Source organism: Sphaerisporangium sp. NPDC049457 (assembly GCF_055586705.1).
In genome coordinates this window covers 40,315-59,675 of record NZ_JBVJHR010000009.1, presented here as the reverse complement: position 1 = coordinate 59,675, position 19,361 = coordinate 40,315, and the positions used below count along the sequence as shown (strand labels likewise).

General features: G+C 70.1%; 21 protein-coding genes. 18 read left to right on the top strand and 3 right to left on the bottom strand.

Annotated features, from left to right (window positions below; genetic code table 11):
* Positions 1 to 234 precede the first annotated feature (234 nt).
* From rpsP to dprA, 12 genes are all read left to right on the top strand, one after another.
* Positions 235 to 705, top strand: coding sequence for a 30S ribosomal protein S16 (gene rpsP, locus ACZ6QO_RS15730; protein WP_465851235.1), 471 nt, complete (start codon positions 235 to 237; stop codon positions 703 to 705).
* A 1-nt stretch (position 706) separates the two neighbouring features.
* Positions 707 to 949: an RNA-binding protein gene (locus ACZ6QO_RS15725; protein WP_465851233.1), complete on the top strand. Its 243-nt coding sequence runs from the start codon at positions 707 to 709 to the stop codon at positions 947 to 949.
* A 121-nt stretch (positions 950 to 1,070) separates the two neighbouring features.
* Positions 1,071 to 1,586 (top strand): ribosome maturation factor RimM, encoded by a 516-nt coding sequence (rimM, locus tag ACZ6QO_RS15720; RefSeq protein WP_465851231.1) that lies wholly within the window; start codon positions 1,071 to 1,073, stop codon positions 1,584 to 1,586.
* Positions 1,587 to 1,626: 40 nt separating this feature from the next.
* Entirely contained in the window at positions 1,627 to 2,415 is a 789-nt protein-coding gene (trmD, locus tag ACZ6QO_RS15715) for a tRNA (guanosine(37)-N1)-methyltransferase TrmD (protein WP_465851228.1), read from the top strand.
* A 237-nt stretch (positions 2,416 to 2,652) separates the two neighbouring features.
* Complete coding sequence (gene rplS, locus ACZ6QO_RS15710) at positions 2,653 to 3,018, top strand: 50S ribosomal protein L19 (protein WP_465851227.1); 366 nt, start codon at positions 2,653 to 2,655, stop codon at positions 3,016 to 3,018.
* A gap of 218 nt (positions 3,019 to 3,236) precedes the next feature.
* Positions 3,237 to 4,121: a signal peptidase I gene (lepB, locus tag ACZ6QO_RS15705; RefSeq protein WP_465851225.1), complete on the top strand. Its 885-nt coding sequence runs from the start codon at positions 3,237 to 3,239 to the stop codon at positions 4,119 to 4,121.
* Positions 4,122 to 4,310: 189 nt separating this feature from the next.
* Positions 4,311 to 5,117 (top strand): signal peptidase I, encoded by an 807-nt coding sequence (gene lepB, locus ACZ6QO_RS15700; protein ID WP_465851224.1) that lies wholly within the window; start codon positions 4,311 to 4,313, stop codon positions 5,115 to 5,117.
* A gap of 130 nt (positions 5,118 to 5,247) precedes the next feature.
* Positions 5,248 to 5,943, top strand: coding sequence for a ribonuclease HII (locus tag ACZ6QO_RS15695; protein ID WP_465851222.1), 696 nt, complete (start codon positions 5,248 to 5,250; stop codon positions 5,941 to 5,943).
* 39 nt (positions 5,944 to 5,982) lie between these two features.
* Complete coding sequence (locus tag ACZ6QO_RS15690; RefSeq protein ID WP_012888569.1) at positions 5,983 to 6,306, top strand: DUF2469 domain-containing protein; 324 nt, start codon at positions 5,983 to 5,985, stop codon at positions 6,304 to 6,306.
* Positions 6,307 to 7,066: 760 nt separating this feature from the next.
* Complete coding sequence (locus tag ACZ6QO_RS15685) at positions 7,067 to 7,420, top strand: YraN family protein (protein WP_465851219.1); 354 nt, start codon at positions 7,067 to 7,069, stop codon at positions 7,418 to 7,420.
* Positions 7,421 to 8,965 carry a YifB family Mg chelatase-like AAA ATPase gene (locus ACZ6QO_RS15680; protein ID WP_465851217.1) on the top strand — a complete coding sequence of 515 codons (1,545 nt, stop codon included), beginning with the start codon at positions 7,421 to 7,423 and terminating at the stop codon, positions 8,963 to 8,965.
* Positions 8,966 to 9,086: 121 nt separating this feature from the next.
* Complete coding sequence (gene dprA / locus ACZ6QO_RS15675; RefSeq protein WP_465851216.1) at positions 9,087 to 10,520, top strand: DNA-processing protein DprA; 1,434 nt, start codon at positions 9,087 to 9,089, stop codon at positions 10,518 to 10,520.
* A gap of 210 nt (positions 10,521 to 10,730) precedes the next feature.
* On the opposite strand, the gene ACZ6QO_RS15670 is transcribed toward dprA, so the two are convergent.
* Positions 10,731 to 11,261, bottom strand: coding sequence for a murein hydrolase activator EnvC family protein (locus ACZ6QO_RS15670; protein WP_465851602.1), 531 nt, complete (start codon positions 11,259 to 11,261; stop codon positions 10,731 to 10,733).
* A 958-nt stretch (positions 11,262 to 12,219) separates the two neighbouring features.
* Here ACZ6QO_RS15670 and rpsB point away from each other — a divergent pair.
* From rpsB to ACZ6QO_RS15645, 5 genes are all read left to right on the top strand, one after another.
* Positions 12,220 to 13,167 carry a 30S ribosomal protein S2 gene (rpsB, locus tag ACZ6QO_RS15665; protein WP_465851215.1) on the top strand — a complete coding sequence of 316 codons (948 nt, stop codon included), beginning with the start codon at positions 12,220 to 12,222 and terminating at the stop codon, positions 13,165 to 13,167.
* A gap of 115 nt (positions 13,168 to 13,282) precedes the next feature.
* The gene (tsf, locus tag ACZ6QO_RS15660; RefSeq protein ID WP_465851213.1) at positions 13,283 to 14,116 is read left to right on the top strand and encodes a translation elongation factor Ts; all 834 of its coding nucleotides are present in this window, start codon (positions 13,283 to 13,285) and stop codon (positions 14,114 to 14,116) included.
* Between the two features lie 128 nt (positions 14,117 to 14,244).
* On the top strand, positions 14,245 to 14,943 hold the full coding sequence (gene pyrH, locus ACZ6QO_RS15655; RefSeq protein WP_248960581.1) for a UMP kinase: 699 nt from the start codon (positions 14,245 to 14,247) through the stop codon (positions 14,941 to 14,943).
* Between the two features lie 9 nt (positions 14,944 to 14,952).
* On the top strand, positions 14,953 to 15,510 hold the full coding sequence (frr, locus tag ACZ6QO_RS15650) for a ribosome recycling factor (protein WP_465851211.1): 558 nt from the start codon (positions 14,953 to 14,955) through the stop codon (positions 15,508 to 15,510).
* A gap of 166 nt (positions 15,511 to 15,676) precedes the next feature.
* Positions 15,677 to 16,606, top strand: coding sequence for a phosphatidate cytidylyltransferase (locus ACZ6QO_RS15645; RefSeq protein ID WP_465851209.1), 930 nt, complete (start codon positions 15,677 to 15,679; stop codon positions 16,604 to 16,606).
* A 28-nt stretch (positions 16,607 to 16,634) separates the two neighbouring features.
* Here ACZ6QO_RS15645 and ACZ6QO_RS15640 read toward each other — a convergent pair whose 3' ends face one another.
* On the bottom strand, positions 16,635 to 17,615 hold the full coding sequence (locus tag ACZ6QO_RS15640) for a suppressor of fused domain protein (RefSeq protein ID WP_465851208.1): 981 nt from the start codon (positions 17,613 to 17,615) through the stop codon (positions 16,635 to 16,637).
* A gap of 159 nt (positions 17,616 to 17,774) precedes the next feature.
* Here ACZ6QO_RS15640 and rlmN point away from each other — a divergent pair, with 159 nt between their 5' ends.
* Positions 17,775 to 18,878: a dual-specificity RNA methyltransferase RlmN gene (gene rlmN / locus ACZ6QO_RS15635; protein WP_465851207.1), complete on the top strand. Its 1,104-nt coding sequence runs from the start codon at positions 17,775 to 17,777 to the stop codon at positions 18,876 to 18,878.
* Positions 18,879 to 18,938: 60 nt separating this feature from the next.
* Here the strand turns inward: rlmN and ACZ6QO_RS15630 are convergent, their stop codons facing one another.
* Positions 18,939 to 19,325, bottom strand: coding sequence for a PPOX class F420-dependent oxidoreductase (locus tag ACZ6QO_RS15630; protein ID WP_465851205.1), 387 nt, complete (start codon positions 19,323 to 19,325; stop codon positions 18,939 to 18,941).
* Positions 19,326 to 19,361 lie beyond the last annotated feature (36 nt).

Genomic DNA, 19,361 nt, shown 5'->3' with positions numbered 1-19,361 from the left:
CCCGCCGCCGGACGGGCGCGGTATTTACGCCGCTCGGGCGCCGATCGGGCGCGACGGGGGCGTCGATTCGGACAGGCGTCGAATCATCTGGCAGAATGTCATGCTGGAACACCGTGACCGTGGGTGCCCTCTCACCCCCGCGCGTCATGTTTGTCCCTCGGGCGGTCATCCCGTCGTGCCCCACTCGACGAGACGCCCGCTCACCCACGCGCGAATCCAGGAGAGACCACACCCGTGGCAGTCAAGATCAAGCTCAAGCGGCTCGGCATGATCCGCAACCCGCAGTACCGCATCGTCGTGGCCGACAGCCGCACCAAGCGTGACGGCCGTGCCATCGAAGAGATCGGCCTGTACCACCCGAAGGAGAACCCCTCCTTCATCCAGGTGAACTCGGAGCGCGCGCAGTACTGGCTGGGTGTCGGCGCTCAGCCGACCGAGCCGGTCCTCAAGCTCTTCAAGCTCACCGGCGACTGGCAGAAGTTCAAGGGCGAGCCCGCCCCGCCGGCCCTGCTGGTCGCCGAGGCCAAGCCCGACCGTCACGCCATCTACGAGGCCGCCGCCAAGGAGTCGCTCGCCGGTGACGCCGGCACCGGCAACGCCACCACGCAGCGCAAGGCCAAGAAGACCGTGAAGGCCGAAGACACCACCACCCCCGCCGCGCCGGCCGAGCCGGCCGCCGAGGAGAAGCCGGAAGGCGAGGCCTGAGGTGCTTGAGGAAGCCCTCGAGCACCTGGTCAAGGGCATCGTCGAGCACCCGGACGACGTTCTGGTCCGCCCGCGCCGCATTCGCAGCGGGCGTGTCCTCGAGGTCCGGGTCCATCCCGACGACCTCGGCAAGGTCATCGGCCGTGGCGGCCGCACGGCCAAGGCGCTTCGCACCGTGATGAACGCCCTGGCCGACGGCAAGTACGTGCGGGTCGACCTGCTCGACCTGAACGAAGCCCGGTAACCAGACCACAGAGGCAACCACCTCTGGACAGGGGACCCCCGGCATCCGGGCGGTCCCCTGTCGCGGTTGCGGCGGCCCCCGCCCCGGGGGCCCCGTCCGCCAGCCCCGAAGGAGCAGCGACGTGCAGTTGGTCGTCGGCCGCATCGGCCGCCCACACGGCATCCGTGGCGAGGTGACCGTCGAAGTGCGCACCGATGACCCGGACGCGCGCTTCGCCCCCGGCGCCACCCTCGCGACCGACCCGCCGGGCGCCGGCCCGCTGGTCGTCGAGAGCATGCGCTGGCACAAGAACATCCTGCTGCTCGGCTTCGACGGCGTCCACGGCCGCGACGCCGCCGAGGCGCTCCGCGACACCATGCTCGTCATCGACTCGGCCGACATCCCGCCGTCCGACGACCCCGACGAGTTCCACGACCACCAGCTCATCGGCCTGTCCGTCGTCACCACCGGCGGCGAGGCCGTCGGCGAGATCACCGACGTCCTCCACCACGGACAGGACCTTCTGGTCATCCGGAAGGGCGGCGGCGAGGTGTTCGTCCCGTTCGTCAAGGCCCTGGTGCCCGAGGTCGACCTGGCGGCCAAGCGCGTCGTGGTCGACGCGCCCCCCGGCCTGCTCGACCAGGAGGAGACGCCGTGACCGGCGGGCGGCGGGCCGCGCGGGCGTGCGGGCGGTGAGCATGCGCGTCGACATCATCTCGATCTTCCCCGAGTACTTCGCCCCGCTCGACGTCTCGCTCATCGGCAAGGCGCGGCAGAAGGGCCTGCTGGACATCCGGCTGCACCACCTGCGCGACTGGACCCACGACGTCCACCGCACGGTCGACGACACCCCGTACGGCGGCGGGCCGGGCATGGTCATGAAACCCGAGCCGTGGGGGGAGGCCATCGACGCCGTCGTCGCGTCGGCGAGCACGCCGCCCCGGCTCGTCGTCCCCACCCCGAGCGGGCGGCCGTTCACCCAGGAAGTGGCCCTGGAGTACGCCAAGGAGCCCTGGCTGTTGTTCGCGCCCGCCCGCTACGAGGGCATCGACTCCCGCGTCATGGCCGAGTACGGGCCGCGCCTGCGCCTCGACGAGGTCAGCATCGGCGACTACGTCCTGGCCGGGGGAGAGGCCGCCGTGCTCGTCATCGTCGAGGCCGTCGGGCGCCTGCTGCCAGGGGTGCTCGGCAACGCCGGCTCGGTGGCCGACGACTCCTTCGCCCCCGGCGCCATGGCCGGCCTGCTCGAAGGGCCCGTCTACACCAAGCCTCCGGAGTGGCGCGGGCATGAGGTGCCCCCCATCCTGCTGTCGGGCAACCACGGGGCGATCGCCCGGTGGCGGCGCGACGAGGCGCTGCGCCGCACGGCCGCCAAGCGGCCCGAACTGGCGGCGCGGCTCGCCGGCCAGACCTTGGACAAGCGAGACAGGGAAGTCCTCGAACAGGCGTCGCGCGCGGGCGGCGAGCCTTCCGCCGAGGCGGGCTGAGACCGTCCCCGACGAGGCGGGACGGCCGCGAGCCTGCGCTTCGTTTCGCTTCCCGGCGCAACATATGGCAGACTGAATCGCTGTTGCCAACTGCCCTGCGGTTGGCGTGGCCGGCCGACACACACGGCCCGGCCTCAGAGACGTATTCAGCCCAGCGCTCGTGTCTTCCTCGCCGCCATGCTCAGCGCATGGCCGGGCGGACCTCCGAGCGCTCGCTCAAATCGAGGAACCGCTGTCATGCACACGCTGATCCAGGAGCTTGAGAAGGCCTCCACACGCAGTGACGTCCCGAGCTTCCGCCCGGGTGACACGCTCGAGGTCCATGTCCGCGTCGTCGAAGGCAACCGGTCCCGCATCCAGGTCTTCAAGGGCTTCGTGCTGCGTCGCCAGGGCGGCGGCGCGCGTGAGACGTTCACCGTCCGCAAGGTGAGCTACGGCGTCGGCGTCGAGCGCACCTTCCCGGTGCACAGCCCGGTCATCGAGAAGATCGAGGTTGTGACCCGCGGTGACGTCCGCCGGGCCAAGCTGTACTACATGCGCGACCTGCGCGGCAAGGCGGCCCGCATCCGCGAGAAGCGCGACGCGCTTCCCACCAGCAAGTAGTCCGGGCGCCGCAGTGGCCCGCACCCGCAAGGGATGCGGGCCATTTTGCTGAAATTTCATCGGCGTCCGAAGCCGTCGCCCGGGTCCCGCCCGCGGCGTGTCCCCACGGTCGCGGGCGTGTCCGGCCCCAAGAGTGCTTTTCGGACACGGAGTTTCTTTGGACGTGATGCCGAGTCGGCGGCCCGCCGCGGAGCGCGCATCATTTAGGCTCGACAGCGATGACTAGCGATGGCCAGGGGGCCGGCGGGCCGCGCCGCCCCGTCGAGGACGAGGTAGACGTGGTCGCGGAAGACACCAAGCCGTCAGCCAAGGGCGGCGGCAAGGAGAAAAAGGGCTCGTTCTGGCGAGAACTCCCGGTCCTGGTGGTGGTCGCGCTGGTCCTGGCGCTCATCATCAAGAGTTTCGTGATCCAGGCGTTCTACATCCCGTCGGAGTCCATGGAGAACACCCTGCTCGTCAACGACAGGGTGTTGGTCAACAAGCTCGTCTACCACACCCGTGACATCGAGCGCGGCGACATCGTGGTGTTCTCGGGCGTCGACTCCTGGGCCAGCGAGGTGGACGTCCCAGACCCCTCCAACCCGGTCGCGGGGTTCTTCCGCTGGGTCGGCACGGCCTTCGGCGTGGTCCCCGGTGAGAAGGACTACATCAAGCGCGTCATCGGCCTGCCGGGCGACACGGTGAAGTGCTGTGACGCCAAGGGGCGGATCACCGTCAACGGCGTCCCCCTCGAAGAGCGGGCCTACCTGTACCCCGACGACCAGCCGTCGCAGAAGTTCTTCGAGATCAAGGTCGAGAAGGGCCGCCTGTGGGTGATGGGCGACCACCGTTCGGTCTCGCTCGACTCGCGCTCCCACCAGGGCGACCCCGGCGGCGGCGCCATTCCCGAGGACAAGGTGGTCGGGCGGGCGTTCGTCATCGTGTGGCCGTTCTCGCGCGCCACGACGCTGCCCATCCCCGACACCTTCAACCAGGCCGCCCTGAAGTCCGTCGCCATGGCGGGCGACTCGGCTCCGCTGCTGCTCGGCCTCGCCGGGGCGGTCCCGCTGATGGGGGTGCGCCGCCGCTGGGTCGTCCGCAGGGCGCGCCGCCGCGCCGACTGACCGTCCGCCCCCCGCCCGCCGCCGCAGCACTCCCGGGCACGCCCGCCGCGGCCTCCAGAGGCCGCCGGGCCGCACCGTCGTCCGTCGCCGCCGCTCCGACGGTGGCGGGCCGCCTTCCCCCGACCAGACGAAGGAGACAGGGCCGCTCCTCCCCGGACCGACCGGTGCCAGGGGCGCCCCGCGATTCCGATGAGCGTCACAGAGGACAAGCCGGAGCCCCGCGACCCGGCCGCCGCCCCGCACAATGCCGAGCCCGCCGCACAGGCCGCCGTCGTCCAGGCGGCCTCCGCGTCCGGCGAGGCTTCCGCGGCCGGGGACACCCCCAGAGCCGAAGACGCCGCCGTTGCCGGGGATTCCGCCGGTGCCGCGGCGCCCGCCACGCCGGACGCCGGCGACGGGCAGGGCGACCCGGATGGCCCGGGCGACCCGGCCGCCAAGGCGAAGAAGAAGTCCAGCTGGCGAGAGTCGGTCGTTCTGGTGCTCGTCGGGGTCCTCGTCGCGGTGCTGGTGCGCCTGTTCGTCCTCGACTCGTTCTACATTCCGTCGGAGTCCATGGAGAACACCCTGCTCATCGACGACAGGGTGGTCGTCAACCGGATCACCGGCGACATCGGGCGCGGCGAGATCGTGGTCTTCAAGGGCTGGGACGGCACCACCCTCATCAAGCGCGTCATCGGCGTCGGCGGTGACCAGGTGAAGTGCTGTGACGCCAAGGGGCGGATCACCGTCAACGGCGTCCCGCTCGACGAGGAGTCCTACCTCAACCCGCAGGACTATCCCTCGCAGCAGAACTTCGACGTCACCGTGCCCAAGGGCCGGCTGTGGCTGATGGGCGACCACCGGGCCGCCTCGGAGGACTCCCGCGCGTTCATGGGCGACCGGTACCACGGCACCATCTCCACCGACGACGTGATCGGCCGGGCCTTCGCGCTCTACTGGCCGTTCTCCCGGGTCACCACCCTTCCCGTACCCGACACGTTCGCAAAGGTGCGATAACGTACCCCTCTTCACGATTGGGGCGTAGGCTGGTGGCCATGGTCGCGCTCGCATCGCCGTTCACCGGCCAGGGGGCTCGACTCTCGCGCAGGTCCGTTCCCTCGCGGCGGGGCGCCGAGCCGCCTGCCCCATGACCGTACTTTTCCGTCCGCGCCCCAGCGTCGTGCGCCGGGACTCAGGGCTCTACGGCTACGAGAGGGCGCTGGCGCGCCGCGGGCTGTCCCCGATCGCCGGCGTGGACGAGGCCGGCCGTGGCGCCTGTGCCGGGCCGCTCGTGGTCGCCGCCGTGGTCCTGCGGTCCGAGATCGACGGCCTGGCCGACTCCAAGGTGCTCACCCCCGCCAGGCGCGAGGTGCTGCACGACCACATCCTCGCCGCGGCGCACGCGGTGAAGGTCATCGTGATACCGCCCGAAGAGATCGACGCGCGCGGGTTGCACAAGTGCAACATCGCCGGGATGCGGCGGGCCGTCGCCGGTCTGGGGTGCGATCTCGGGTACGTTCTGATCGACGGGTTCCCGGTGCCCGGCCTGCCCGCGCCGTCGTTGGCCGTGTGGAAGGGCGACCAGGTCTCGGCGTGCGTGGCGGCCGCGTCCATCGTCGCCAAGGTGACCAGGGACCGCATGATGACCTCGCTGGACGATCAGTATCCCCAGTACGGCTTCGCCGAGCACAAGGGGTACGTCACGGCCCGCCACCGGCGCGCTCTCGCCGCCAACGGCCCCAGCCCGCATCATCGGTTCTCGTTTGTGACGGTGAACTCGGTGGTGCGGTCGGGAGCGGGGGCCGAGATAGGCGACAATGAATTGGGGGCCGGTGTCCTCTGATGGGCGGCACCGGGGGAGGAAGGGAAGTGGAGGACCGGGATGAGCGCAGAGGATCTCGAGAAATACGAGACCGAGATGGAGTTGCAGCTCTACCGGGAGTACCGCGATGTGGTGGGTCTCTTCACCTACGTCGTTGAGACCGAGCGGCGCTTCTATCTGACCAACTCCGTCGACCTCGACGTCCGCACGGCCGAGAACGGCGACGTGTTCTTCGACGTCAAGATGCAGGACGCCTGGGTCTGGGACATGTACCGCCCGGCACGGTTCGTCAAGAACGTCCGCGTGGTGACGTTCAAGGACGTCAACGTCGAAGAACTGGCCAAGCCAGACCTCGAAATGCCCAAAGAAGGCTTCTCGAACTGACACCCAACCCACCACTCGCAACCCAACACCCAAACCGGCCTCTCGCCCTGACGCCCAAGCCGACCCCCGACCTGGTGTTCAAGACGGGTCTCCCGACCAAGACGGCCCTCTCACCCTGACGCCCGAGGCGGTCCTGGCGACCTGACGCGTAGGACGGTCCTCCCGACCTGACGCGTGAGACGGTCCTCGCGACCTGACGGCCACCCACGCCCGAGCTGCGCCCACCCTTCACCCAAGGCCAAGCGCAGCCCCAACCCCACTCCGCACCACTCAATCGGGCCCCCACCAGCCCCATGTGGCCCGGTGCGTTGTACGCAGGCCGGTAAGGGACCTAAGGGACCGGCCGGCCTGCTGTGCGGCAGGCGCCGAATCCGCGAGAAACCTCGGGTACGCGGACCCGTCGCGGACCCGTCGCGGACGTGAGCGGCCGCCACGGAGGCGTTTGATCGTCGCGGAGCAGGAATCTTCTCCGAGCGATGCACCGTCATGGACGTCGCGATCCCTCGGGGAGCGTCCGGCTACCCCAATGGGTTTCGTCCACAGGTCCGTTATGCCGTAACTCGTCTCTCCCGTGATGGTTTCACCCTGGCGGAGCTGCGAGAGCGCCACGTCAGACAACCGCAATAGGGGCCTTTCATCGCTCATCTCGATCCCCAGGACGCGAAACACCGACGCTTGATCATCGCCCTATCCACAGAACGCCGTTCGGTGATCTGGCGGGTGAGCGTCATGCGCGAAGGTCGGGGCCGGAGGTGGTCCCATGACCATGGCACACGAGCTTGGAAGGCACGGCGAGCAGCTTGCCGTCGACTACCTGCGGGCGGCGGGCCTGCAGATCCTGGAGCGCAACTGGAGCTGTTCCGAGGGCGAGATCGACATCCTGGCCCGTGAGGGCCCGATCCTCGTGGTCGTGGAGGTCAAGACCCGTTCCGGGCGCAGCCACGGCTCGGCCTTCGAGGCGGTGACGGCGGCGAAGCTCGCCAAGCTCCGCACCGTCGCGGCCCGCTGGCTCACCGGCCGGCGTGAGTGGTTCTCCTCCATCCGCATCGACGTGGTCGCCCTTGAGCGCTTCGCCGGTGAGTTCTCGATCCGGCACGACCGGGGGGTGTCGTAGATGGCCGTCGCTCGCACGCGATGCGTCGCGTTGGTAGGGGTGAGCGGCCACGTGGTGGAGGTGGAGGCCGATGTGGGCCACGGCATCGCCGGCGTCCACCTGATCGGCATGCTCGACACCGCGCTGAGCGAGGCCCGCGACCGCGTCCGCTCAGCCGTCATCAACAGCAGATTTCCCTGGCCGGACGCGCGGGTCACCATAAGCCTGTTCCCGGCCAGCCTCCCCAAGCGCGGCAGCCTCTTCGACCTGGCCATCGCGGTGGCATTGCTCGGAGCGGCCGGGGTGGTGCCCAAACAGCGCATCGCACCGCCCTTCTTCCTCGGAGAGCTCGGGCTCGACGGCTCGTTGAGACCGGTGCGCGGCGTCCTGCCCGCCGTGCTCGCCGCGGTGGAGGCCGGCGCGCGTTGCGTGGTCGTTCCCATGGCCAACGCGGCGGAGGCGTGCCTGGTGCCGGGAGTCACCGTGGTACCGGTTCTCACGCTCGCCGAGCTGGTCGAGAACCTCCGAGAGGCGGAGGCCGCCGACATGCCGGTCATGCGCGAAGCAGCGGAACCCGCTGCGAGCCCCGGCTCCGACGCGACCGGCCTGTCACCTGATCTCGCCGACGTCGCCGGTCAGGCCATGGCCCGTCGCGCCCTGGAGGTCTGCGCGGCGGGCGGGCACAACCTGTGGATGCTGGGCCAGCCCGGCACCGGCAAGACGATGCTCGCGGAACGCCTTCCCACCTTGCTGCCTCCCCTCGATCGCGACCAGGCGCTGGAGGTCACCGCCATCCACTCGGTCGCGGGCACCTTGCCGCCGGGGCGTCCGCTGCTGCGGCATCCGCCGTTCATGGCGCCGCATCACACCGCCACCGTCGCGGCGATGGTCGGCGGCGGAAGCGGCGTCATCCGGCCGGGCGCGGTCTCCCTCGCCCACCGGGGCGTGCTGTTCCTGGACGAAGCACCCGAGTTCCCGGCGCGCGTGCTCGACTCACTCCGGCAACCGCTCGAGTCCGGGCAGGTCACCGTCGCCCGCGCCATCGGCACGGTCACGTTTCCTGCCCGGTTCATGCTCGTGCTCGCCGCCAATCCCTGTCCGTGCGCCCAGCCGTCCACCCCCGAGAGCCCATGTCAGTGCACCCCTCACCAGCGGCGGCGCTATCTGGCGCGCCTCTCAGGGCCCCTTGTCGACCGCATAGACGTCAAGGTGAAGCTCACCCGCTCGACACGGCGCGAGCTGCTGTCGGACCGGCAGTTCATCGAATCGAGCGCCGTGGTGGCCGAGCGGGTGGCACTGGCCCGTGAACGCGCCCTGAAGCGCCTCGCGGGCACGCCGTGGAGATGCAACGCCGAGATCCCCACCGCGGCGCTCCACGCTGATCACCGCCTGCCCGCACCGGCGATGGCCCCTCTGTACCGCTGCCTGGACACCGGAGAACTGAGCGCCCGCGGTCTCGACCGCGTCATCCGCCTCTCGTGGACCCTGGCCGACCTTTTAGGCAAGGACATACCCGACCTCTCAGAAAGCAACGCAGCCATGGCCCTATGGCTGGGCACCGACTGACGCCGCCCCTGCCTCGCCGGCCTGGCTGCGCAAGGAGACCGACTCTGAGCCGGCCCCGAGCAGGCTCATCTCCACTCACACCCCCTCACCCCCGCGCTGACTCATCCGTACTGGAGGATCCATGTACGCCCAGCAACGCGTCGACTCACCGGCGGCCGGAGTGTCGCAAGCCGCCGCGGCGTCCTCCGTGCCGGCCGAAGTCGTCGCCGCGGTCGCCACGCCGTCCGCGCCCGTCGCCCCGCCCTCCGAGCGGTCCCAGACGGTCACCACGTTCACGATGGCGGACGGCGAGGAGGTCCCGCCGCCGTGCGTGCCGTCCCGGGACGGCCCCACCTTGCTGCCGGTCTCGTCCGCTGACGAGGGGGATCGCCGGTCTGATACCGGAAGGTCGGCGACGTTCCAGCGTGGCCCGGGAAGGCTGGCCAGGGTCACGCTGATGCGCATCTCCGACACGGGCGACGGCCTCATGGGCAGGCTGGTCGCCGCGTACGGGCCCGAGGGCGCGCTCGGGCAGGTACGGCAGGGAAGGCTCGATCCCTGTTTCGTCGATGAGATGACCTCCGGCAAGAGCAGGCCGCCGGATGTCGAGCGCCACCTCAGGGCGTGGCGAGCCCGGCTCCAGACGGCCGACCCGGTGGCCGACCTCGACGAGGGTGAACGGCTGGGCGCCCGACTGATCGTGCCCGGCGACCTGGAGTGGCCGACCCAGCTGGACGACCTCGGACCCGATCGCCCTCTCGCGCTGTGGTTGCGTGGAGACGCCGATTTCCGGTTCTCCTGCCTTCGCTCGGTGGCGGTGGTCGGCTCGCGGGCCGCCACTCCGTACGGCACCCACGTCTCGGCGGAGATGGGCGCCGGGCTTTCGGAGGCCGGCTGGACCGTCATCTCGGGCGGGGCCTACGGCGTGGACGCGGCCGCGCATCGCGGTTCCCTGGCCGGCTCGGCTCCGACCATCGCAGTGCTGGCGTGCGGCATCGACATCGTCTATCCCACTGCCAACCATGACCTGTTCGCGGTCGTCCGCCGGAAAGGAGTGATCGTGAGCGAGTGCCCGCCCGGTGTGCGTCCGACGCGACCACGATTTCTCATCCGCAATCGGGTGATCGCCGCCCTGTCACGAGGCACCGTCGTCGTGGAGGCGGCCCTGCGGAGCGGGGCGCTCAACACCGCCGCGCACGCGGTCGCCCTCCGGCGCCATCTCGCCGCGGTGCCAGGTCCGGTCACCTCTGAGAACTCCGCGGGCTGCCACCGGCTCATCCGGCGAGCGGAGGCCGTCTGCGTCACCTCGTGCAGAGACGTGATCGAACTGGTGGGAGCCATCGGCGACGACCTGGCTCCGGAGCCGCGAGGGCCTGTGCTGTCGCGAGACCTTCTCGATGAGGAGACCCGAGCCGTTCTGGAGGCGGTGCCGGCGCGATCGGGAGCCGGACCGGCGACGATCGCCGTCGCCGCGGGTGTGGACATCCCCACGGTTCTCAGCCGTCTCGGAGCCTTGGCGGCGGCAGGCTACGTGGAACGCTCAGACCGTGGCTGGCGCCTTCGCCGCCCGCGCTGAACCGCCTTTCCCCCCGCCGAGCCCAGCTTCGAAGCTATGAGGCAATGCGAGGAGGAGATGACCGGTCGAAGCCTGGGTCTGGCCGTATGTCGGGAAGTCCGAAGATCAGGAGCCTGGAGAGGTACGGGGCTGGCGGCCGGACGATATGTGGGCCGGTTCAGGTGACAGGAGGGTGGTCGGCGGTGCGGGAACCGTGCTCGTCGCGCTCTGTCAGGGGGTGACGGGAGGTGTTGTGGGCCAGTGGGGGAGGAGGCGCACCTGACCGAGGCCGACGAGCAGCAGTGGATCAAGATAACGCGACTTGTCGATCAAACCCCAGTGCAGGCAGGGGGACGGGCAGTGCCAAGTTCGCCCCTCGGTCGTGCCGATGATCTGCCCGCGGTTCACCGTCTGCCCGCGCCGGACCGTCGCGTGGACGGGCAGATACGTCGTGCGCAGTCCGCCGGAGTGAAGGATCATGATCACGCCTCGGCCGGCGAGCGGGCCGGCATATCCGACGATGCCCGGACCGGCCGCCCGCACCCGCCGACCAGGGCGCGCGGCGACATCGATGCCTCGGTGCCCCGCGAGCCACGGGCGCGGTGGCGGGGCGAACCGGCGCAAAATTCTGGCCGGCCCGTCAAGCGGCAGGCTCCACCGGACGGGATCATCCGTGAACTTCGAGTCGGTGATCGCACCGGGCGGGGCGGCGGGCGCCTCGGAGGGATGTCCTGGGATGGATGTCGGCGGGTTCGTGAGCATGGACGGTGACGGCGTCTGCCCCACGCTGGGGGGCTCTGCGGCCGAGATCGTGTGGCGCGTGCGCGGGTCCCGACGGTTCTGATGATGGGCGCTCGTGCCGGCAGGTGAGGGCGAGGCGGCGGGGACCGGGGAAGGCGGTGCGGCTGTCGCCGTGGCGGGTTGGGGGCGGGCAGCGGGCACCGATATGAGGCCGAGCGTGATGAAAAGCACCGGGGCCGGGCGGGTGATCGGAAGACGCATGCGAGCAGGTTGCCCGGAAGTGACGTAGCGCGACCTGACCGAACGTCGTTCTGTGCATAACCGCCGTCGCCGTAGCCGACCAGGTACGGATGGGGTGAGACGGCAAGAGCCGCGGCACGGCGTCCGAAGTACGTGTCCGATGTCCGACGTCCGGAGATCACCGGCCATCGGACGGCGGGTGTCCGCAGCGGCGCGCCGGAGTTGGCGGGCGGCGTGGGCGCCGCGGTCCGCGTTGAGTGCGGCGTCAGCGGGGGAGCCATCCGGCTGGTGTTGAGGCGCGCGTCGGCTCTGCCTGTGATCGGGATGCTCTGAGTCCGGGTGAGTCGCGTTCGGCGGAGGGAGCTCTGTCGGGTGATCGGGACGTGCTGAGTCGGGGCGGGTTGCGTTGGCCGGAGGGGGCGTCGGGTGCCTGGTTGGGCGGGCAATGGTTCTGCCCTTCGTGGTGATCTTGTTCGGTGTGGTGGGTGGTTGATCGGGGGAGGGCGGTGGGGGTTGGGGTGAGGGTCTTGTGGGGTGGGCTGGGGGCGGGTTGGTTCCGGGTACACTTTTGGTGGCTCGCCATGCGGGCCGACTTCGCACGCCCACAGGCGATTCGTCCTCTCGGTCCGCGTTTCGACGCGGATGGGACGACTCAGGGCGTCAGGGCGGGAGCCCCAGGCTTCCGCGGACAACCGAGAAACGCGCCTTCGCGGCGCTCTACCCAGGAGGACCATTACTCATGGCCCCCGTCGTCACCATGCGGCAGATGCTCGAGAGCGGCGTCCACTTCGGGCACCAGACCCGGCGCTGGAACCCGAAGATGAAGCGCTTCATCCTCACCGAGCGCAACGGCATCTACATCATCGACCTGCAGAAGTCGCTGTCCTTCATCGACCGCGCCTATGACTTCGTCAAGGAGACGGTCGCCCACGGCGGCACCATCCTGTTCATCGGCACCAAGAAGCAGGCCCAGGAGGCCATCGCCGAGCAGGCCGCGCGGGTCGGCATGCCCTACGTCAACCAGCGCTGGCTGGGCGGCATGCTCACCAACTTCTCCACCGTGCACAAGAGGCTCCAGCGCCTGAAGGAGCTCGAGGAGCTCGACTTCGACAACGTGGCCGGCTCCGGGCTCACCAAGAAGGAGCTCCTGATGCGCCGCCGCGAGAAGGACAAGCTCGAGCGCACCCTCGGCGGCATCCGGGACATGGCTCGCGTCCCGAGCGCGGTGTGGGTCGTCGACACCAAGAAGGAGCACATCGGGATCAGCGAGGCCCGCAAGCTGAACATCCCGGTCGTCGCCATCCTCGACACCAACTGCGACCCCGACGAGGTCGACTACCCGATCCCGGGCAACGACGACGCCATCCGCGCCGTGAGCCTGCTCACCCGCGTGATCGCCGACGCCGTCGCCGACGGCCTGATGGCGCGTGCCGGCGCCACCCGCGGTGACGAGAAGCCGACCCCCGCCGCTGAGCCGCTGGCCGAGTGGGAGCGCGAGCTGCTCGCCCGCGACGAGCAGGCCGCCGCTCCGGAAGCCGCCGCCGAGGCTCCCGCCCAGCAGGACGCCCCCGCCGCGGAGGCGACCGAGGTCGCCGAGGTCGCCGAGGTCGCTGAGGTCGCTCCCGCCGCCGAGGACGCCCCGGCCGCTCCCGCCGCAGAGGCCGAGGGCACCGAGCAGCAGGGCTGAGGCTCCGTCAGGCCGTACGGGCATCTGCCGTACGGCGAGCAAGTCTCTTCACGGGTGGGTGTGCCGACCAGGGGCGCACCCACCCGATCCACGACGACTCGACGAGGAAAAGACAATGGCTTCCGTGAACATGGCCGACGTCAAGCGGCTTCGTGAGCTGACCGCCGCCGGCATGATGGACTGCAAGAAGGCCCTGGAGGAGTCCGACGGCGACTTCGACAAGGCCGTCGACCTCCTGCGCGTCAAGGGCGCGAAGGACGTCGGCAAGCGCGAGGCGCGCACCGCCTCCAACGGCCTGATCGCCGTCAAGCACGAGGGCGAGTCGCTCGCCGCGCTGCTCGAGCTCAACTGCGAGACCGACTTCGTCGCCAAGGGCGAGCGCTTCCAGGAGCTCGCCGCCCGCGTCGTCGCCCACGTCCTCGACACCCGGCCGACCGACGTGCCGAGCCTGCTGGAGTCCGAGCTCGACGGCAAGTCCGTCAAGGAGCACCTGGACGAGGCCAACGCCGCCCTCGGCGAGAAGATCGAGGTCCGTCGCTTCGTCGTGCTGGAGGGCGGCTACATCGCCTCCTACATGCACAAGACCGACCCGCAGCTTCCGCCGGCCGTGGGCGTCCTGGTGCAGCTCGACACCCCGAACGCCGACCTGGCCAAGGACATCGCCCAGCACACCGCCGCGATGGCCCCCAAGTACCTCAGCCCCAACTCCGTCCCGGCCGACGTGATCGAGAAGGAGCGCACGGTCTTCGAGCAGATGACCCGCGAGGAGGGCAAGCCGGAGGCCGCCATCGGCAAGATCGTCGATGGCCGCATCAACGGCTGGTACAAGGACTTCACCCTCCTGGAGCAGGCCTTCGTCAAGGACAACAAGAAGACGATCGCCAAGCTCGCGGCCGAGGCCGGGGTGAAGGTCCTGGCCTTCGCTCGCTACAAGGTCGGTCAGGCATAGGCTTAGCCCCGAGAGGGACTGACCAGCTCATCATCACCACCGAGGAGGCCGCCGTCGTGCAGGAGAACCATCGATCCGCTACGCCGGCGGCTTCGTCGTACGACGGGCCGCTCCGCTGGAAGCGCGTCATGTTGAAGTTGTCCGGCGAGGCGTTCGCGGGCGCCGAGCCACTGGGCATCGACCCCGTCGTGGTCGCCAAGCTCGCCGACTCGGTCGCCGAGGCCGTGCGCGAGGGCGTGCAGGTCGCGGTGGTCGTCGGCGGAGGCAACATGTTCCGCGGCGCCGCGCTGTCCGAGCGCGGCATGGACCGCGCCCGGGCCGACTACATGGGCATGCTGGGCACGGTCATCAACTGCCTCGCCCTGCAGGACTTCCTGGAGAAGCGCGGCGTCGAGACCCGGGTGCAGACGGCCATCACGATGCAGCAGGTCGCAGAGCCGTTCCTGCCCCGGCGCGCCATCCGCCACCTTGAGAAGGGGCGCGTGGTCATCTTCGGCGCCGGGCTCGGCTCGCCGTTCTTCTCCACCGACACCTGCGCCGCGCAGCGTGCCCTGGAGGTCGGTGCGGAGGCCGTGCTGAAGGGCACTCAGGTCGACGGGGTCTACGACTCCGACCCGCGCAAGAACCCCGACGCCGTCCGCTTCGACCAGCTCGACTACAGCGAGGTGCTGACGCGGGGTCTCGGTGTCATGGATGCCACCGCGATCAGCCTGTGCATGGACAACGGCCTGCCCATCGTGGTCTTCGACCTGATGGGTGAGGGGAACATCCTGCGGGCGGTCCGCGGTGAAAAGATCGGCACGCTGGTGAGTCCGGCAGGGAAATAGGGAGCCGCTGTGATCGACGAAACCCTCTTCGAAGCCGAGGAGAAGATGGACAAGGCGGTCGCGGTCGCCAAGGAGGACTTCGCGGCGATCCGCACCGGCAGAGTCAGCCCCTCGATGTTCAACAAGATCAATGTCGACTACTACGGGTCGCCGACCCCGGTGCAGCAGCTGGCCTCGTTCCATGTTCCAGAGGCCCGCATGGTCATCATCCAGCCCTACGACAAGGGTTCGATGAGCGCCATTGAAAAGGCGATCCGCGACAGCGACCTCGGGGTCAACCCCGGCAACGACGGCGCGGTGATCCGGGTGGTGTTCCCCGAGCTTTCCGAGGAGCGCCGCCGGGAGTACATCAAGGTCGCGAGGACCAAGGCCGAGAGCAGCAAGGTCTCGGTGCGCAACATCCGCCGCCACGCCAAGGAGACCCTCGACAAGATGGTCAAGGACGGCGAGACCGGCGAGGACGAGGTGCGCCGCGCCGAGAAGGAGCTCGACGACCTCACCCAGAAGCACGTCGCCAAGATCGACGAGCTGCTGAAGCACAAAGAGGCCGAGCTGCTCGAAGTCTGAGCACTGAGCGGTTCTGAAAGGTCAGGTTGGGGCGCTTCCACTCCGGTGTCGGCCGTGGGGAAGCGCCCTCGCCGCGTTCGGCGGCCACCGCGCCCCCTCCCCGCCCTCCGGCGGCACTGGCGAAGTGGGTCACCGGGCGCGGTCGTCGCACGAGAGTGGGATCACTGTGGAAGGTACGGCGGCGGACGGCACCGGGCCGGTCGGAGGTCACGGGTCCGGAGCACGCCCGCCCGAGCCCCCCGCGACCGGTGAGACCACCGGCGCGCCCGGTGTGGCGGGCAAGCCCGGGCGCATCCGCACCGGGCGCAACCTTCCCGCGGCGATCGCGGTCGGCGTGGCGCTCGGAGCCGTGGTCATCGGCTCCCTCTACTTCGTCAAGGTGCTCTTCCTGGTCGTGGTCCTGGCCGCCGTCGGCATCGGCGTCGTGGAGATGGTTCGCGCGTTCGCCGTCCGCGACGCCAAGGTCTCCATGCCGACCGTCCTGGCGGGCCTGGTCGCCATGCTCGCCGGAGCGTACTGGGGCGGCCCCATCTGGCTGCTGGGCGCGTTCACGCTGACCGTGCTGGTGCTGCTCAGCCGGCGCATGCTGCAAGGCCCCGACGGATACGTCCGCGACGCCTCCGCCAGCGTCCTGACGGCGGTGTATCCCGCGCTGATCGCCGGGTTCGTGCCGTTGATGCTGAGCCATCAGGACGGTCCAGACCGGGTGGTCATCTTCGTCGCCGTCACCGTGTGCAGCGACATCGGCGGCTACTTCGCGGGCATCCTCTTCGGCAGGCACAAGATGTCGATCATCAGCCCGAAGAAGACCTGGGAGGGCTTCGCCGGCTCCGTGCTGGCCTGCGTGCTGTGCGGGGCGCTGCTGGTCCGGTTCCTCCTGGACGGGCAGTACTGGCAGGGCGCCGTGGTGGGCGTCGTGGTCGCCGTCTGCGCGACGCTGGGCGATCTCGTGGAGTCGGTGATCAAGCGCGATCTCGGCATCAAGGACATGGGCAACGTGCTGCCGGGCCACGGCGGCATGATGGACCGCCTGGACTCGCTGCTCGCCACGCTCTTCCCCGTCTGGCTGCTGCTGGCCGTCTTCGTCCCCGCCTGACGTCCGCGTACGGGGGGCCGACCGGCCGTCAGGGGACGCGGCCCGACAGCGGCAACGCCTGGTGGCCATGCTCGGCGATCAGCCGCAGCTCCTGTTCGGTCACCGGGACCAGCCACAGCCACCGCACCTCATCGCCGCTGAACGCGAATCCCGACAGGTCCGGCAGTCCCGGCACCGTGTCCACCAGCAGCACCCCCTGGTAGGCGGAGCCGAGCGGGAACGACGCCGCCTCGCGGTACCAGCGCGCGGTGTGTCCGTGCCCGAGCCAGGTGACCGAGTGCCACGGGTAGCGTGCGAGCCACAGGAACAGCTGCGCCGCCTCCGTCGCCTCCCCCCGCGTGGCCACGGCCAGCTCGACGCGCGCGTAGGTGTCCGGCTCCTCGATGTACTGCTCGACCGTGGGCATGCGCTGGCAGCTCATTCCCACCGTGGACAGCACCGTGTACCCGTCCCGCGGGCGTTCGGTGATGCCCACTGCCGGGAGCCGGCCGCCGCCGACGTCCCAATATCGCGCGGCCGGGCCGATCCGGGCGTCCAGGTGGCTCATGACGAACTGCTGGAAGGACGGCCAGGCGGCGTCGCCGAGCCGCCACTCCCAGTACGAGCGGGCCTTGGCTATGCGCGGCGCGAGCCCCTCCAGCGCCTCGCCCAGCGGCCAGGCGAACGGCGACTCCCCGACGGCGTCCCTGGCGTAGCCGGGCATGCCGCGTTCCAGGTCCGCCCAGCCGGGAATCACCGCCAGGAGCTCGCCGTTGCGGTAAAGGGCGGCGCCGTCGCCTTCCTCGAACCACAGCACTTCCAGCTCGTCCGCCGTGAACGGCGGCGTGCCCTCGGGGACACGGGTGTTGCCCAGCGGCATGACCGGGGTCTGGCCGGACTCGATGCGCGCCAGGTCGACAGAGGAGGGCGCGGGTCCATGATTGGCGAGCCACACGGCTCCGTGAATCCCGCCTTCGGCGTCGCGCAGGTAAGCTACCGACGACAACCCGTCGTGTTCGACGGTCACCACGCGACTACCGTAGGGGCTGGTGTCGGTGAGAACGACATCGGTGATGCCCAACGCGTATCCGCCTTTCCGGTGAACCTCTCCCCGTTCGGCCGAGGATCGCAATAGATCACACGGAATGGCTGTCCGATGCAGCTTCCGGCAAACCGTTAAGAGAAGGACATGTCCGCCGAGCTAACCTTTGTCGCCCCCCGACGGGCCAAGCCGTCGCGCCATCTGGCCGACCTGTCCATGGCGGAGCGCCGTGCGGCCGTCGCCGAGCTGGGTGAGAAGCCTTTCCGCGCCGACCAGCTCTCCCGGCACTACTTCGAACGGCTGACCGCCGACCCCGAGCACATGACCGACCTGCCGGCGTCCTCGCGCGACCATCTGGTGACCAGCCTGATGCCCAGCCTGCTGACCTCGGTGCGCGAGATCACCTGTGACGGCGGCATGACGCGCAAGACGCTGTGGCGGCTCTTCGACGGGGCGCTCGTCGAGTCGGTGCTGATGCGCTACCCCGACCGCGTGACCATGTGCGTGTCGTCCCAGGCCGGGTGCGGCATGAACTGCCCGTTCTGCGCCACCGGGCAGGCCGGGCTGACCCGCAACATGTCCACGGCCGAGATCGTCGAGCAGGTCGTGGCCGGCGCACGCGCGCTCGCCAGGGACGAGGTCCCGGGCGGCCCCGGCCGGGTGAGCAACATCGTCTTCATGGGCATGGGCGAGCCGCTGGCCAACTACAAGGCGGTGATCGGCGCCGTGCGCCGCATGGTCGACCCCGCGCCCGAGGGCCTCGGCATCTCGGCCCGGGGCGTCACCGTCTCCACGGTCGGCCTCGTCCCCGCCATCGAGAAGCTCTCGAAGGAGGGGCTGCCGGTGACGCTGGCCGTCTCGCTGCACGCTCCCGACGACGAGCTGCGCGACACGCTGGTGCCCGTCAACACCCGCTGGAAGGTCGGCGAGGTGCTGGACGCCGCCTGGAGCTACGCCGCCACCACCAAGCGGCGCGTCTCGATCGAGTACGCCCTGATCAAGGACATCAACGACCAGGAGTGGCGGGCCGACCTGCTGGGCCGGCTGCTCAAGGGCAAGCTCGTGCACGTCAACCTGATCCCGCTCAACCCGACCCCCGGCTCCAAGTGGACGGCTTCCCGCCCTGAGGACGAGCGGGCGTTCGTGCGCCGCCTGGAGTCGCACGGAGTGGCCGTCACGGTGCGCGACACGCGAGGACGCGAGATCGACGGCGCCTGCGGTCAGCTCGCCGCCGCCACGCCCGACGCGTGAGGTCACGCGTACCTGATCGTGTTCACCGGCGGCGCCGGCGCCGCCGGGTGATGCGGCGTGTCACCCGATGATCTGCCGATCGGGCTCGATGAGCGCGACGACCCGCTCCTGCTCGCGCGTGTAGGGGCCGCCGATGTACTTCGTCGCGATACGGTCGGCGATCTCCCAGGCGGCGTCGCCTTCGAGCCATTCGACCACCCTGCCGCGGACGATGACCGGCTGGAACGGGTTGTCCGCCGGTGTCAGGGAAAGCGCGACCCGCGGGTCGCGCCGCAGGTTGCGGGCCTTGCGGGAGCCCGGGCCTGTCATGATCGCGACTCGGTCGCCGTGCGTGCCGATCCAGACCGGGACGGAGTGGGGAGCGCCGTCGGGCAGGACGCTGGCGAGGTGGGCGATCGGGGTGCCGTCGAGCGCGTGCCGTACGTTCGGGGCGAGCATCGTGGTCATCTCCTGGGTGAGTTCTGTGGTGCCTTCGGGTGGGCC

Coding starts and splice junctions, on each gene's coding strand:
- trmD (WP_465851228.1), top strand. CDS start 1,627: ATGCGCGTCGACATCATCTCGATCTTCCCCGAGTACTTCGCCCCGCTC.
- rplS (WP_465851227.1), top strand. CDS start 2,653: ATGCACACGCTGATCCAGGAGCTTGAGAAGGCCTCCACACGCAGTGAC.
- lepB (WP_465851225.1), top strand. CDS start 3,237: ATGACTAGCGATGGCCAGGGGGCCGGCGGGCCGCGCCGCCCCGTCGAG.
- lepB (WP_465851224.1), top strand. CDS start 4,311: ATGAGCGTCACAGAGGACAAGCCGGAGCCCCGCGACCCGGCCGCCGCC.
- ACZ6QO_RS15695 (WP_465851222.1), top strand. CDS start 5,248: ATGACCGTACTTTTCCGTCCGCGCCCCAGCGTCGTGCGCCGGGACTCA.
- ACZ6QO_RS15690 (WP_012888569.1), top strand. CDS start 5,983: ATGAGCGCAGAGGATCTCGAGAAATACGAGACCGAGATGGAGTTGCAG.
- ACZ6QO_RS15685 (WP_465851219.1), top strand. CDS start 7,067: ATGACCATGGCACACGAGCTTGGAAGGCACGGCGAGCAGCTTGCCGTC.
- ACZ6QO_RS15680 (WP_465851217.1), top strand. CDS start 7,421: ATGGCCGTCGCTCGCACGCGATGCGTCGCGTTGGTAGGGGTGAGCGGC.
- dprA (WP_465851216.1), top strand. CDS start 9,087: ATGTACGCCCAGCAACGCGTCGACTCACCGGCGGCCGGAGTGTCGCAA.
- ACZ6QO_RS15670 (WP_465851602.1), bottom strand. CDS start 11,261: ATGCTCACGAACCCGCCGACATCCATCCCAGGACATCCCTCCGAGGCG.
- rpsB (WP_465851215.1), top strand. CDS start 12,220: ATGGCCCCCGTCGTCACCATGCGGCAGATGCTCGAGAGCGGCGTCCAC.
- tsf (WP_465851213.1), top strand. CDS start 13,283: ATGGCTTCCGTGAACATGGCCGACGTCAAGCGGCTTCGTGAGCTGACC.
- pyrH (WP_248960581.1), top strand. CDS start 14,245: ATGTTGAAGTTGTCCGGCGAGGCGTTCGCGGGCGCCGAGCCACTGGGC.
- rlmN (WP_465851207.1), top strand. CDS start 17,775: ATGTCCGCCGAGCTAACCTTTGTCGCCCCCCGACGGGCCAAGCCGTCG.
- ACZ6QO_RS15630 (WP_465851205.1), bottom strand. CDS start 19,325: ATGACCACGATGCTCGCCCCGAACGTACGGCACGCGCTCGACGGCACC.